The following is a 14,082-nucleotide window of genomic DNA, read 5'->3' as shown; positions in this document are numbered from 1 at the left end:
ATGACTACCACCACTTCGCGGGTGAACCCGAACGTCTCCGACGCTACCGCCCGTGCAGCGGCCAAGGCCGCCACCGAGAACCAGCCGGTCACCTTCGGCAAGGCGCTGAACACGGCGCTGGCCGATGCCCTGACCGCAGAGCAGTCCGTGGTCATCTTCGGCGAGGACGTGGGAACGCTTGGCGGCGTTTTCCGCATCACCGACGGGCTGACCGCCCGCTTCGGCAACGAACGCTGCTTCGACACCCCGCTGGCCGAGTCCGGCATCGTGGGCATGGCCGTGGGCATGGCAATGAACGGCATGCGCCCGGTCATCGAAATGCAGTTCGACGCGTTCGCGTACCCTGCCTTCGAGCAGATCGCCTCGCATGTGGCCAAGATGCGCAACCGCACCCAGGGCCGCCTGCCGCTGCCGATGGTCATCCGCATCCCGTACGCCGGCGGCGTGGGCGGCGTGGAGCACCACTGCGATTCCTCCGAGGCCTATTACGCCCACACCCCGGGCCTGAAGGTCTTCACCCCGGCCACCGTGGCCGACGCCTACCTGATGCTGCGCGAGGCCATCGACTCCGAGGACCCGGTGGTCTTCTTTGAGCCGAAGAAGCTGTACTGGTCCAAGGAGCAGGTCAACCTCGAAGAGCTGGCCGCCCAGTACGAGGCCGGCAAGGCCGCGGAAACCGAGGGCAAGGCACGTATTGCGCGCGCCGGCTCCGATGCCACGCTGATCACCTACGGCCCGAGCGTCTCCACCTGCATGCAGGCCGCCAAGGTCGCCGCGGAGGAGGGCATCAGCCTGGAAGTCATCGACATCCGCACCATCGTTCCGTTCGACGACGAATCGGTGGCAGCCTCGGTGCGCAAGACCGGCCGCGCCATCGTGGTGGCCGAAGCCCAGGGCTTCGCCTCCGTGGCCAGCGAGATCGTTGCCCGCGTGCAGGAGCGTTGCTTCCACTCGCTGGCGGCTCCGGTGCTGCGCGTGACCGGCTTCGACATCCCGTTCCCGGCGCCAACGCTGGAGAAGTACAACCTGCCAAGCGTCGAGCGCATCCTTGATACGGTCGACCAGCTCCAGTGGGAGGCCTAAATTGAGCATTAAGACGTTCCTGCTGCCCGATCTGGGCGAAGGCCTGACCGAGGCTGAACTGGTGCGCTGGATGATCGCCGAGGGCGACTCGGTCATCGTCGATCAGCCCATCGCCGAGGTGGAGACCGCCAAGTCGCTGGTGGAGATTCCGTGCCCGTTCGAAGGCGTGGTCTCGACCCTGCACGGCGATGCCGGCCAGATGATGCTGGTGGACGAACCGTTCATCTCCGTGAACACCGGAGGCGGCGAGCCGGAAGCCGCAGCCCCTGCGGCCGCCGAACCTGCCGCCGAGGGCGCGCTGTCCTACCGCGAAGAGGAAATGGCCGGCACCCAGGTGCCGGAGGAGGCCGAAGAGGACGAAGCCAGCGGCAACGTGCTGATCGGCTACGGCACCGGCGCCTCCAAGCCGAGCACCAGCCGCCGTCGCCGCCCGCGCGCAGGCATCACCACCGCGGCCGCGTCCAGCGAGACCTCCACGCAGGCCGTGCGCGTCATCAACCCGCTGGTGCGCAAGCTGGCCCGCGAGAACTCCATCGACCTCCACGCAGTGCGCGGCACCGGCCCCGAGGGCCTGGTCCTGCGTGCCGACGTGGAGGCGTTGATCAGCCAGGGCCAGCCAGCCGCAGCGGCCGCTGTCCCGGCAGCCCCGGCGGCAGCTCCCGCTCCGGCCGCCGCGCCGGCACCGCAGAAGCCGTCCGAGGGCGCTGCCGCAGGCGCAGACAAGCGCACCGGCCTGCCGGTCGCTTCCAGCCAGGTGCTCTCCGGCGTGCGCAAGACCATTGCCGCCGCCATGAGCACCTCGCGCCGGGAAATCCCGGAAGCGACAGTGTGGGTGGACGTGGATGTCACCAAGCTGCTGAAGCTGCGCGGAAAGATCAAGGAATCCGAGGGCCAGGCGCCAAGCATCATGGCGCTGATCTCCCGCTTCGCCGTGGCCGGCCTGCAGCGCTTTCCTGAGCTGAACAGCCGCATCGACGTGGAGGACGACGGCTCGCTGCGCCACACCATCTTCGACGGGGTCAACCTGGGCTTCGCGGCCCAGACCGACCGCGGTCTGGTGGTCCCGAACGTGCGCGACGCCCACAAGCTGAACGCCAACGAGCTGTCGGCCGAGTTCGCCCGACTGGCCGGCGTGGCCCGCGAAGGCAAGGCCGGGGTCTCCGACCTGTCCGGCAGCACCTTCACCATCAACAACTACGGGGTGTTCAACGTGGACGGCTCCGCGGCGATCATCAACTACCCGGAAGCTGCCATCCTCGGCCTGGGCCGGATCGTTGAGAAGCCATGGGTTGTCAACGGCAAGATCAAGGTCCGTTCCATCTGCGAACTGACCCTGAGCTTCGACCACCGTGTCTGCGATGGTGGCACCGCTGCAGGATTCCTGCGCTACGTCGCCGATGCGATGACCGATCCGAAGAAGGCCCTGTCTACCCTGTAGACGGCCGGAATCAGGCCCCGCCACCCGGGAAGTTTTCCCGGGTGGCGGGGCCTTTTCCGTACCCTTTGGGCGGCTGCAGCCCGGGGGATTAATTGGCAAGTCAAGGCGCATTTCCTAGACTTGAAGATGACTTATCCGGCGACCGGCCCGAGAACGGGGCGGAGCGCCGAAGCCGAAAGGGGCAGATCATTTCCAGCGAACGCGTTGAGATCAGAAGCCGTACACCGCTGATCATCCTGCTTTTCCTGCCCATTGCGGTGATCGCGCTGACCCGGACGCTGCTGGGGGCGTCGCTGCCCAGCATCACAGCGACCCACTGGTCCGACAGCGCCCGGCCGGACGGATTCGCCGACAGCGCGGTGTTCTTCACCGCCTCCATGACCTTCGCGATCCTCGGAGGCTTGGTCGCATGGGCATCGTTGTACCTGACCCGCAAGCCACTGGTGCTGCTCGGGCTTCTTTTTGTGGGAAGCCTGATGGCTTGGACCACCGCAGGGGTCTATGTTTCCAGCTCTGTGCCTACGGCGCTCGCCGGTGATCCGACCCAAGCCGTAGCGGGACCCTGGATCTTCGCCAGCATCGCAGCGACCTTGGTCAGCCTCGTTCCTGTTTGGATCTGCGGGGTATTCCAGCAGTACCAGCTCAATCGCCAGAACAAGCGCCGTGACCGCTTGGCTAAGGTACAGGCGAAGCGGCAGGCAGCCACAGTGAAGGCCCCGCCGGCGGCTGAAATCGCACCAGGTGATGAATTCAGCGAGACAATGAACGCCCCCGGGTGGTTGTGGCTGCTAGGACTTTTCATGGCGGGCATGGGTATTTTCATGATCTTCATGAGCACCACTGAAGGTGGAGACATCGTCAGCTTCATCATGGGAATCGCCTTCATCGTCCTGCTCACCCCGCTGGTCCTCGGGCTGGCGAGGATCCGCGTGACGGTGGCCGGCGGAAGGCTACGCGTGTCCAGCGCCCTTCTGGGGTTCCCGTTGCGCACCATCGAGGTCAAGGACATGGAATCGGTCCTCGCCGAGGAGATCCAGCCCATGGAATGGGGCGGCTGGGGATGGCGCTTCTTCCCCGGCGGATCCGCCGTGGTGCTGCGCCGCCATGAAGGGCTGGCCGTTGAATTGAAGGACAAACGCCGCTTCGCGGTCACCATCCCTTGTTCCGAACAGGCCGCCGCCCAGCTGAACGCCCTGATCGCCCAGGGTCGCTAGCCGGTACTGCGGCGGATCAGATGCGGGCCGGGCCGATGACAACGGAGCGCAGCACCAGCCCCGAGATCAGGGACGCAGCCACCACATGCACGATGCCCAGTACCGCATAGGTCAGCAGCAGCTCCTGCGGGACCTTCTGGATGTGCGGGTGGGGCAGCAGATAGGACAGCAGCAGCACCAGCACCCAGACGACCAGGCTTAGGACGCCCAGGCTTCGCGACCAGCTGGTCTTGCTGACCTCGCCGCTCAACGGCTGGATGCGCTGCAGCACCGCGCTGGCAAGGACCATCCAGAACGCTGCGACCAGGAAACCGGCCGCGATATCGCTGGGACGGTGCCAGCCGCACACCAGCGTGGCCACTCCGGCCGCCGTGGCGAAAACCCACGCGACCAGCTGAACCACAGGCCGCAGCTTCGGCGGCGAGACCAGGTACATCAGTCCCATCGCCGCGGCGGCGGCCGTGGTGTGTCCCGAAGGGAATGAATTTCCCGAGGTGCCGAAGTTGAAATCTGGGCGGATCAGGATCAGGTGCTTGAGGATCTGCGTGGTGGCCATGGCGGCACCTGCCGCAGCCACCGCAATCACCGCCCGCAGGAATCTGCGGTCGCGGATGACGCGGTAGAGCAGGAACACCGTGGCAATGGCTCCGCAGATCAACGGCAGGAAATCGAGGAACTGGCGGACCGGGTTGCCCGAATTGGTGGACGGCCACCACTGGGACCACACGGTGAAGCCCACCTGGTCGGCCCACTGGCCGGCGCGCATCTGGACAAAAAAGACGTACTCGACAATGAACAACGCCAGCAACAGCAACCCGCCGGACCACCACTGCACGTGGCGCGGCTTCAGGGTGGCGGAATGGCGGCTCATATCTCTAGCCTGTCATAACTCACGTGCTTCAAGGCACGCTTTGGGCATGTAACTATCGCCACCATGGCTAGGCTGGGACTATGAACTTTCCCCTGCCTGCCCTGGAAGAAATCCTCGCCCACAGCCACGTAGTCCAGCTGCCCATGCAGGTGAGATTCCGCGGGGTGACCCAGCGCGAAGCGCTGCTGATCGAAGGACCGGCGGGCTGGGGAGAATTCTCCGCCTTCTTGGAATACGGTCCGCAGGAAGCATCCCGCTGGCTGGCCGCCGCCATCGAAGCCGCCTACCAGCCCTTCCCGCAGCCGCTGCGCACCAGCATCCCGGTTAATGCCACGCTGCCGGCCGTTCCGGTCGGCGAAGTCGGCCGCGTGCTTGAACGCTACGATGCGCCGCACACCATCAAGATCAAGGTGGCCGAGCAGGGGCAGAGCGTAGATGAGGACCTTGCCCGGGTGGCCGAAACCCGGCGCTTGTACCCGCAGGCCGCGCTGCGCGTGGACGCGAACATGGGATGGGACATACCCACCGCGGTGGCAGCGCTGACCCGGCTCAGCGATTTCGATCTGCAATACGCGGAGCAACCGGTGCCCGGCATCGCTGGACTGGCCGAGGTCCGCGCCCGCCTGCGTTCCGCGCGGATCGAGCTGAAGATCGCCGCGGACGAAGCAGTGCGCAAGCACACCGATCCGCTGGAAGTCTCCCGGCTTGGGGCCGCCGACCTGATGATCATCAAGGCCCAGCCGCTGGGAGGCATCCAGGCCGTGCTGGACATCGCTGCGCAGGCCGAACTCGATGTCGTGGTCTCCAGCGCCTTGGACACCTCTGTGGGCCTGGCACAGGCCGCCGCGCTGGCCAGCGCCCTGCCCGAGCTTCCCTATGCCTGCGGGCTGTCCACCGGAACCCTTTTCGCGGACGACGTGACCGACGAGCCGCTGCTGGCTACCGCCGGGTACTTGCCGGTGCGCCGCGTGAAGCCGCAGCCGCACAAGCTGGCCAAGCTGCATCCGGGACAGGAACGCGAGGCCTGGTGGCACCAGCGGGTGCGCGACTGCTACGCGCAGCTGTTGGAGAACTAGGGGAGCCGCACCCAGAATTATCCTCGTGTTAACCTCCAGTACGGCTTTTGACCACTTCCGGATGAAAACCTCGAATCGCTTCACCCCCTGACGAGCGAGCCACACCGAGGAAGTGACGGATCAATGAATCCCACCCGTACCCTGCTGCCGATGCTTGGCCATACCCGCGGCGGACGTTCCGCAGCGACCTGCCACTTCAAATGCGGGGATGCCTGCGTCAAGCCGGACTGCAACAACTCATCCAACGCGTACTTCCGCGACATCGCCGACTCCGCGCTCTCCCGCCGCCAGATGCTTGGGCTCGGTGCCATCGGCGCCTCCGCACTGGTCGTCGGCCCGCAGCTGTTCGGCGCCCCGCCGGCATCCGCTGTTGAAGTGGCCGTCGCCGGCAAGCACGGCTCCCACGGCGGGAAGCTCGGTTTCCAGGCCATCGACCCGGTCTCGCGCTCGGTGGACACCATGACCGTGCCCGAAGGCTACGACTGGCACAGCATCATCCGCTGGGGCGACCCGCTGTTCAAGCGCTCGCCGGAATTCGACGCGCAGAATCAGACCGCACGCAAGCAGGCCGAGCAGTTCGGATACAACTGCGACTACCTGGACATCATCGTGGACAAGTACTCCGGCCGCACCGGCGTGCTGGTCGCCAACCACGAATACACCAACGAAGACATGATGTTCGACGCCGACTGGTTCGAGGCGAACAAGGACGAAGCCCGCCGCATCGCCATGAACGCCCATGGCTTCAGCGTTGTCGAGGTCTCTCGCAAGAAGAACGACAAGAAGTGGACCTACGTCCAAGGCGGCGAACGCAACCGCCGCATCACCATGCAGACTGAGTTCACCGTGGACGGGCCGGCTGCGGGCAGCGACCTGCTCAAGACCGCAGCGGACCGCACGGGCACCAAGATCCTGGGCACCTTGAACAACTGCGCCGGCGGCACCACCCCGTGGGGCACCGTGCTCTCCGGCGAGGAGAACATCGACCAGTACTTCCGCGGCCGCGGAACCGCCGAGGAAGCCCGCTACGGCATCGCGGCCAAGGCCACCGAGCGCGGCTGGGAAGACACCGACCCGCGCTTCGGCCTGCACCATGAAGGATTCGAGAACGAGGCGAACCGCTTCGGCTGGGTTGTCGAGATCGATCCGCAGAATCCGAAGTCGACCCCGGTCAAGCACACGAACCTGGGCCGTTTCAAGCACGAGGGCGCGAATGTGCGCATCGCCAAGAACGGCAAGGCCGTCGCCTACTCGGGCGACGACTCGCGCTTCGAATACATCTACAAGTTCGTCTCCTCGGGGACCTACCGCAAGAACGACCGCCGCCACAACATGACCCTGCTGTCGGATGGCGACCTGTACGTCGCGAAGTTCGCCGGCAACTCGCCGGCCGCTGAAATCGACGGCAGCGGGGCGCTGCCCTCGGACGGCGCCTTCGACGGCACCGGCACCTGGCTTCCGCTGGTGCGCGGCGGCAAGTCGATGGTGGACGGCATGAGCGTGGAAGAAGTACTGGTGTATACCCGTCTGGCCGCCGACAAGATCGGCGCCACCAAGATGGACCGCCCCGAAGACGTGGAGCCGAGCCCGGTCTCCGGCAAGCTGTACGTCGCGCTGACCAACAACTCCGACCGCGGCAAGGCAGGCAAGGAAGGCGCCACCGAGCAGAACCCGCGCGTGGCAAACCGCGACGGGCACGTCCTGGAGCTGACCGAAGCTGGCAACGACGCGACGGCCACCAAGTTCACCTGGAACATCCTGCTGGTGGCGGGCGACCCGAAGGTCAACTCCTCCACCTACTTCTCCGGCTATCCGGCGCAGAAGGTCTCCCCGATTTCCTGCCCGGACAACCTGGCCTTCGACTCGGCGGGCAACCTATGGATCTCCACCGACGGCGCCCCGGGCACCATCGGCTACTCCGACGCGCTGCACAAGGTGACGTTGACCGGCAAGGACCGGGGCCGCGTGGAGCAGTTCCTCGCGGTGCCCACCGGGGCCGAGACCTGCGGCCCGGTGATCCATGACAAGGACGGTTCGGTGTTCGTTGCGGTGCAGCATCCGGGCGAGGGCGGCAGCTTCGCCCAGCCGGCGTCGCTGTTCCCCGATTTCGTAGCCGCTCCGGGCAAGGTGAAGAAGGGCCAGTTCTACGGCCCGCGGCCCAGCGTGGTCCAAGTCTTCACCGAGCGCCAGGGCAACAACGGAAACGGTCACGGGCATGGCCACGGCAACGGGCACGGCAAGCACTAGCCATTTCCGGTGACAGGCAGGCAGCGGCGGGAAGCGACAGGCTTCCCGCCGCGGTCCGCGTCCCGGGATGGACCTCCGGGTACCGGGCAACCGGCGACTCGATAGACTTGGAAAGATGCTTTCCGGCCAAGACTAGAGGTGACTGAACGCGTGAGTGCGCAGCAGGATGGACAGCGTGCCATCACCACGGCCCGCGAGGTGCTCTCGGCACTGATTGCCGCAGGAATCAGAGACCTGGTGATTTCTCCCGGTTCCCGCAGCGCCCCGCTGGCCTACGCCGCGGCCGAAGCCGAAGCCGCAGGGAAGCTTCGGGTGCATGTGCGCATCGACGAACGCTCGGCTTCTTTCATGGCGCTGGGACTAACCCAGGCCACCGGCGCGCCCACTGCCATCGCCGCCACCAGCGGCTCGGCCATCGGCCAGATGCTGCCCGCCGTCATGGAAGCCAACCACACCGGCACGCCGCTGCTGGTGCTCTCGGCCGACCGGCCGGACGAGCTGCACGGAACCGGCGCCAGCCAGAGCACCCGGCAGAAAACGTTGTTCGGCGAGCACGTCCGTGCGGCGCTGAACGTGCCCGCCGGGGATAGTCCGGCAACTGCGCTTGATATGGCCCTGGCCGCGCTGCGCGGCAGGGGGCAGATGCCTGCCGGCCCGGTGCAGCTGAACCTGCAGTTCCGCGACCCGCTGACGCCTGAAGACGACTCCCGAGTGGAGACCCAAGCCTGGACCGGCATTGAGCCGGGGGACTGGGCAAGCGCAGGAACCCAACTGTCCGGAACCGCCTGGCCGCAGCCCACCGACGCCGCCGTGCGGCGCACAGTGGTTGTCGCCGGACACGCTGCGGGTCCCGAGGCGCAGGCTTTTGCCCAGCACCTGGGGCTGCCGCTCTTCGCCGAGCCGTCCTCCAACGCGCGCTTCTCCGCCCACGCCATCCGCAACTACCGCCCGCTGATCGCGGTAGGGCTTGAGCGCATCGAACGCGTGGTGCTGTTCGGGCGTCCCACGCTCAGCCGCCCGGTCGGCCGGCTGCTCGCCGCAGCGCACATCGACGCGGTGATCTGGGAACCGGCCCCTGCCCCCTGGTACGAGACCGGGCGCCGGCGCGAAACACCCGTGGCAGATCCCCAGCAGCTCGTCGACTTCGCCGGCACCGCACCCCGGGGCTGGCTGGAAGGCTGGCAGCAACTGGATGCGCAGGCCCAGCCGATCCGCGCAGCACTGCAGGAACCCGGAACCCTGAACGGGGCCGCAGTGGCGGAGGAAATCTGGAACGCCCGCATTCCGCAGCTGCTGCTGGGGTCCTCGAACATCGTGCGTGACTTCGATTTGGCTGCGGATCCCAGTGTGGCGGAAGCCAGCACCTGCCATGCGAACCGCGGATTGGCCGGCATCGACGGGACCATCTCCACGGCCCTGGGCCTGGCGGCAGGCAGCGGGCAGCGCACCGTGGCCGTCATGGGGGACATCACCTTTGCCCACGACGCAAGCTCGATGCTCTGGACCCTGGGCGAGCAGAAGCCCACGGTGGACGTTGTTGTCTACAACGACGGGGGAGGAGCGATTTTCTCCACACTGGAGCACGGCCAGGTGGACGAATCCCGGCGCTACGGCAATAGCGTGGAGCGGCTGTTCGCCACGCCCCAGCAGATGGACCTGAGGGCGCTCGCCGAAGGCTACGGCTGGAGCTACCACCGGGTGCTCACCCGCGCAGAACTCGGCTCGCTGCTGTCTAGCGGCACCCCCGGGGACTTGCGGCTGATCGAGATCCCGGCGAGCCGCCAGGCACTGCGCGCGCACCATCTGGAACTGAATAAGCGCCTGGGCGAACTGCCCTGGCCTGCGGCCTGATCCGGACCCGGAACCGCCCCGGACGCGGCGAAGCCCCGGCAGGCGAACTGGCTGATGGCCAGGATGCCTGCCGGGGCTTCGGCGATTCCTATCTCCGGGGGAGGACTAGATATCCACGTGGGTAGGGTCGAGCACGCGGCGCAGGAAGTCCTGCGTTCGCGGCTGCTGCGGATTGCCGATGACCTCGGCCGCAACGCCCTCCTCCACCACGACGCCGCCGTCCATGAAAACCACGCGGTCGGCGACCTCCTTGGCGAAGGCCATCTCGTGGGTCACCACCAGCATGGTCATGCCCTCGCGGGCCAGCTTCTTCATGATGGCCAGCACTTCGCCCACGGTCTCCGGGTCCAGCGCACTGGTCGGCTCGTCGAAGAGCATCAGGGTCGGTTCCATGGACAGCGCGCGGGCGATCGCCACGCGCTGCTGCTGGCCGCCGGAGAGCTCGTCCGGATAGCGCCCGCCGAAGTCGCCCAGACCCACACGTTCCAGGTTCAGCTTCGCGGTGGCCTGCGCCTTGGCCTTGTCGCGCTTGAGCACCTTGATCTGGGCTACGGTGCAGTTCTCCAGCACGGTCAGGTGCGGGAACAGGTTGAACTGCTGGAACACCATGCCGACGTTCTGGCGCATCTTGTCCAGGTTGACCTCGGGGTCGGTGGCCTCGAAGCCGCCCACGTGGATGGTGCCGCCGTTCGGCTTCTCCAGCAGGTTCACGCAGCGCAGCAGGGTGGACTTGCCCGAGCCCGAAGGGCCGATCAGGCAGACTACCTCGCCGGGCTTGACGTTCAGGCTGATGCCCTTGAGCACCTCGTTGCTGCCGTAGGATTTGCGCAGGTCCGAGATCTCCACGCCGGCGGCGCGTTCTGCCATCGAGTTGTTGGTCGTGGTCATTGTCGGTCCTTTCTAGCGCTTGGTCCGAGCCGAGCGGGATTCAAACTTCCGGGCTACCAGGCTCAACGGGATCGTGATGACCAGGTAGAACAGGCCGGCGGCGACCAGCGGGGTGATGCCGGCGTCCAGCGACTGGATGCCATCGCGGCCGAATTTAGTCATTTCGTACTGGGCCATCGACGCGCCCAGGATGAAGGCCAGCGAGGAGTCCTTGGTCAGCAGGATGATTTCGTTGGTCATCGGAGGCAGGACGATCTTGAACGCCTGCGGGATCACGATGGTGACCATGGCGCGCCAGGCAGGCATGCCCAGCGAACGTGCCGCTTCGGTCTGACCCTTGGGCACTGCCTGCAGGCCCGCGCGCAGTGTCTCGGCGATGTAGGCCGAAGATACCAGCCCCAATGCCAGCATGATGTTCACCGGCTGCGGCCAGGTGGTGCCGAAGGCCTGGGGGAGGCCGAAGCCGAAGGCCAACAGCACCAGGATGGCGGGGATGCCGCGGAAGAATTCAACAAAAGCGGTGGCGAACCAGCGGTACGGGGCGAAGGACGCCATTTTCATCAACGCCAGCAGCAGGCCGACAACCAGGCCGAAGGCGAAGGAGATAACGGTGTAGAAGATGGTGTTCTTCAAGCCGACAATGATCATGTCCGGGAACATCGGGCCCAGCTTCTCGAAGGAGAAGAAGGCATAGCGGGTCTTTTCCCAGTCCAGGGACAAGACCACTGCGGCGATGATCGCAACAAACAGGATGATCTGGATGGTTTTGCTCAGGCGGGCGCGCTGACTCGTGGTCATTGCCATGGTGTACCTCTCATAAAGGTCGCGGGGGCCGCCGCAACGCCCGGATCAGGGCGTCGCTAGGCCCCCGCGTCTAAATAGTCCGTTAGCGACGAGGACTTACTTCTCGCCGAACCACTTCACGGTCAGCTCTTTCATTTCACCCGAGTCGGTCAGGCGCTTCAGGGTGCCGTTGACCAACTCGAGGGTGGCGGCCTGCTCCAGCGGCACTCCGACGCCCAGCTGCTCGCCGGTCTTGAAGTCGGCGACCACCGCGTAGCCCGGCTTGTCCTTGATCGCGTAGCCGAGCACCGACTGGTTGCCCAGCAGCGCGTCAACCTGGCCGGCCAGCAGGGCCTGGGTCTGCAAGCCCGCGTCCTCGTAGCCCACGATGTTGCTCAGGCCCTGTTCCTTGGCGTACTTCTCGCCGGTGGTGGCCTGCTGCACACCCACCTTCTTGTCCTTGGCCGTGGCCAGATCGGTGATGCCCGAACCGTCCTTGGAAATCAGCACCAGGTCGTCATCCATGTACGGGGTCGAGAAGTTCATCTTCTTGGCGCGCGCATCGGTGATGGACAGCGAGGAAATGGCAATGTCGCACTGGGACTTGAACAGGCCGGATTCGATGGAGTCGAAGCTTGCGTCGATGACGTTCAGCTCAACCTTGGCATCCTTGGCGATTTCCGCGGCGATGTCCATGTCGAAGCCGACGTTCTTGCCGTCCTTGACGAACTCGAATGGCTCGTAGGGGATGTCGGAGCAAACGGTGAGCTTGCCTGCGTTGAGGAAGGTCGGCCCACCTGCGGCGTCTGCCGAAGGCTCGGCCGAACCGCTATCGGAGCCGCAGGCGGTCAGGGCCAGAAGTGCCACGGAAGTTGCTGCCAGGGTGGTGGCAAAACGTTTTTTGGTCAGACGCATAGGATCAAAACCTACTTTCGGGTAATGCGAGTGGATCATTGCGTACGCACAATCATAACCACGCTACAACGAGGATGAGATTCACCTCACACACGTGTCGGGGAGCATAAGTAACACTTGTGCTCAAATCCCGACCACTACCTGACCAGCACGAGGAAGCCGGCTAGGGCACTACTCGGCGCCCAGCGCCTGGCGCATCGGGCGCATTTTTGCCCATGACTCGGCCAGCTCGTCTTCGGGCACCGAGCCGGGAACGATGCCGCACCCGGCGTAGAGGCGCATGTGGTTTGCATCCTCCAGGATGCCTCCGCGCAGCGCGATCCCGAATTCGCCGTCGCCGCGCGAGTCCACCCAGCCCACCGGGCCGGCGTAGGGTCCGCGGTCCAGGCCTTCCAGCTGGCGCAGCACCGCTCCGGCCTGCTTCGTGGGAGTGCCGCACACCGCGGCGGTCGGGTGGAAGATCTCCGCGATGTCCAATGCTGAGGGCAGCGCCCCGCGCTCGTCCGGGCGCAGTTCGGCGCGCACGTCGCTGGCCAGGTGCCAGACATTGGGCAGCTGCAGGATGAACGGCTCGTCCGGGGACTTCATGCCGTGGGAAATCGGGTTCAGCGCTTCGGTCAGCGAATCGATGGCCAGCTGGTGCTCGTGGCGCTGCTTGGGGTCGTCGAAGAGCCGGCGCTTGGCAAAGTCCGGGGCGTCAGCCCCTTCGGTGGCCCGGTCCAGGGTGCCGGCCAGCACGCGGGCCTCGGCCAGTCCGTTGGTGACACGCACCAGCATCTCGGGGGTGGCGCCCACCAACCCGTCCACCGAGTAGGTCCAGCAGTTGCCGTAGCGTTCGGTCAACGCGCTCACGACATGGGACAGGTCGATCGGTGTGGTGCTGCGGGCCATGATGTCCCGGGCGAGCACCAGCTTGGAGATGCCTGACTCGCTGAACGTGCCCAGCGCCTGGCGCACCGCGTCAAGGTAGGCGCCGGCGGTCAGCTGTCCGCTGGTCAATTCGATCTCGCCCTGGGTCGTCGGGGCCAGTGCCGCTTCGTCCTTAGCGGCCCGGGCGCGTTCCAGCGCGGAGTCGAGAGTCAGGCCAGCCAGCTGTTCGGCGCTGCCGGTCACCGTGATCCACGACTTCTCGTCATCCTGCCCCAGCACGATCTGGGGGATCACCAAGCGCGAGTCGAAGGCGCTGGTGAAGGAGAAGGCGAAGGACCCGAACGCGATCAGGCCGCTGCCGGGCCGGTTGATCGGGTCGGTGATCTGCGCCTGTGAGAGCAGCTGCGCGAACCAGGTGCGCGCCTCGACGAAGCGCTGTTCGCCGCGGGTAGTCAACCGCGCGGCGGTCCCGAATCCCACCAGCCCGCGTCCGCGCCGCGTCCAGACCATGCTGCCGTGGCGCAGGGAATCGGAGATGAGATGCTCGGAGGCACCTTCGTACTCGAAGGTGATGCTGGTTAACGCTGGTGCCGAGGCATGAAGGCCGCTGGCGCCGAGAACGGACGAATCTGCAGACATGATAGGGCTAAGCCTACCGCGCAATGACCACCGGCGACTGGAGGAGGTGTCCGCTGTCACCACGCCGGATGCAGCTGTGACTTTCAGCGGGTTGCGCCGCGCCATCGCGCGCGACCCGGTAAACTCGGTGTTGACCAGTTTCGCGGCCCATTGCCATGCCATAAAACGCGGCAAGCGCCGGTCTGCGAGCGTTCAGTGGAACGCATC

Annotated in this window: 11 protein-coding genes; 6 read left to right on the top strand and 5 right to left on the bottom strand. The window is 66.0% G+C overall.

Annotation, left to right across the window (positions count from 1 at the left end; genetic code table 11):
- From RF641_RS10520 to RF641_RS10510, 3 genes are all read left to right on the top strand, one after another.
- On the top strand, positions 1–1,083 hold the full coding sequence (locus RF641_RS10520; protein ID WP_047119782.1) for an alpha-ketoacid dehydrogenase subunit beta: 1,083 nt from the start codon (positions 1–3) through the stop codon (positions 1,081–1,083).
- 1 nt (position 1,084) lies between these two features.
- Positions 1,085–2,521, top strand: a complete 1,437-nt coding sequence (locus tag RF641_RS10515; RefSeq protein WP_424573124.1) for a dihydrolipoamide acetyltransferase family protein — start codon at positions 1,085–1,087, stop codon at positions 2,519–2,521.
- A gap of 92 nt (positions 2,522–2,613) precedes the next feature.
- Complete coding sequence (locus RF641_RS10510; RefSeq protein ID WP_424573123.1) at positions 2,614–3,735, top strand: DUF3093 family protein; 1,122 nt, start codon at positions 2,614–2,616, stop codon at positions 3,733–3,735.
- Between the two features lie 16 nt (positions 3,736–3,751).
- Here RF641_RS10510 and RF641_RS10505 read toward each other — a convergent pair whose 3' ends face one another.
- On the bottom strand, positions 3,752–4,606 hold the full coding sequence (locus RF641_RS10505) for a phosphatase PAP2 family protein (RefSeq protein WP_424573122.1): 855 nt from the start codon (positions 4,604–4,606) through the stop codon (positions 3,752–3,754).
- An 80-nt stretch (positions 4,607–4,686) separates the two neighbouring features.
- Here RF641_RS10505 and RF641_RS10500 point away from each other — a divergent pair, with 80 nt between their 5' ends.
- The 3 genes from RF641_RS10500 to menD all read left to right on the top strand — a co-directional run bounded on the left by RF641_RS10500 (position 4,687) and on the right by menD (position 9,780).
- Positions 4,687–5,682, top strand: coding sequence for an o-succinylbenzoate synthase (locus RF641_RS10500; protein ID WP_424573121.1), 996 nt, complete (start codon positions 4,687–4,689; stop codon positions 5,680–5,682).
- A gap of 123 nt (positions 5,683–5,805) precedes the next feature.
- Positions 5,806–7,929, top strand: coding sequence for a PhoX family protein (locus tag RF641_RS10495; RefSeq protein ID WP_424573120.1), 2,124 nt, complete (start codon positions 5,806–5,808; stop codon positions 7,927–7,929).
- Positions 7,930–8,079: 150 nt separating this feature from the next.
- Complete coding sequence (gene menD / locus RF641_RS10490) at positions 8,080–9,780, top strand: 2-succinyl-5-enolpyruvyl-6-hydroxy-3-cyclohexene-1-carboxylic-acid synthase (RefSeq protein WP_424573119.1); 1,701 nt, start codon at positions 8,080–8,082, stop codon at positions 9,778–9,780.
- A 105-nt stretch (positions 9,781–9,885) separates the two neighbouring features.
- Here menD and RF641_RS10485 read toward each other — a convergent pair whose 3' ends face one another.
- The 4 genes from RF641_RS10485 to RF641_RS10470 all read right to left on the bottom strand — a co-directional run bounded on the left by RF641_RS10485 (position 9,886) and on the right by RF641_RS10470 (position 13,875).
- Positions 9,886–10,668: an amino acid ABC transporter ATP-binding protein gene (locus tag RF641_RS10485; RefSeq protein ID WP_053798563.1), complete on the bottom strand. Its 783-nt coding sequence runs from the start codon at positions 10,666–10,668 to the stop codon at positions 9,886–9,888.
- A 12-nt stretch (positions 10,669–10,680) separates the two neighbouring features.
- Positions 10,681–11,472: an amino acid ABC transporter permease gene (locus RF641_RS10480; RefSeq protein ID WP_047119777.1), complete on the bottom strand. Its 792-nt coding sequence runs from the start codon at positions 11,470–11,472 to the stop codon at positions 10,681–10,683.
- Between the two features lie 96 nt (positions 11,473–11,568).
- Positions 11,569–12,366 carry an ABC transporter substrate-binding protein gene (locus RF641_RS10475; protein WP_120989118.1) on the bottom strand — a complete coding sequence of 266 codons (798 nt, stop codon included), beginning with the start codon at positions 12,364–12,366 and terminating at the stop codon, positions 11,569–11,571.
- Between the two features lie 171 nt (positions 12,367–12,537).
- On the bottom strand, positions 12,538–13,875 hold the full coding sequence (locus tag RF641_RS10470; protein WP_424573118.1) for an isochorismate synthase: 1,338 nt from the start codon (positions 13,873–13,875) through the stop codon (positions 12,538–12,540).
- Positions 13,876–14,082: the final 207 nt, after the last annotated feature.

Origin of the sequence: Arthrobacter sp. 'calajunan' (assembly GCF_046940185.1) — a bacterium.
GTDB lineage: Bacteria > Actinomycetota > Actinomycetes > Actinomycetales > Micrococcaceae > Glutamicibacter > Glutamicibacter soli.
This window is presented reverse-complemented; position numbering and strand designations above follow the sequence as displayed.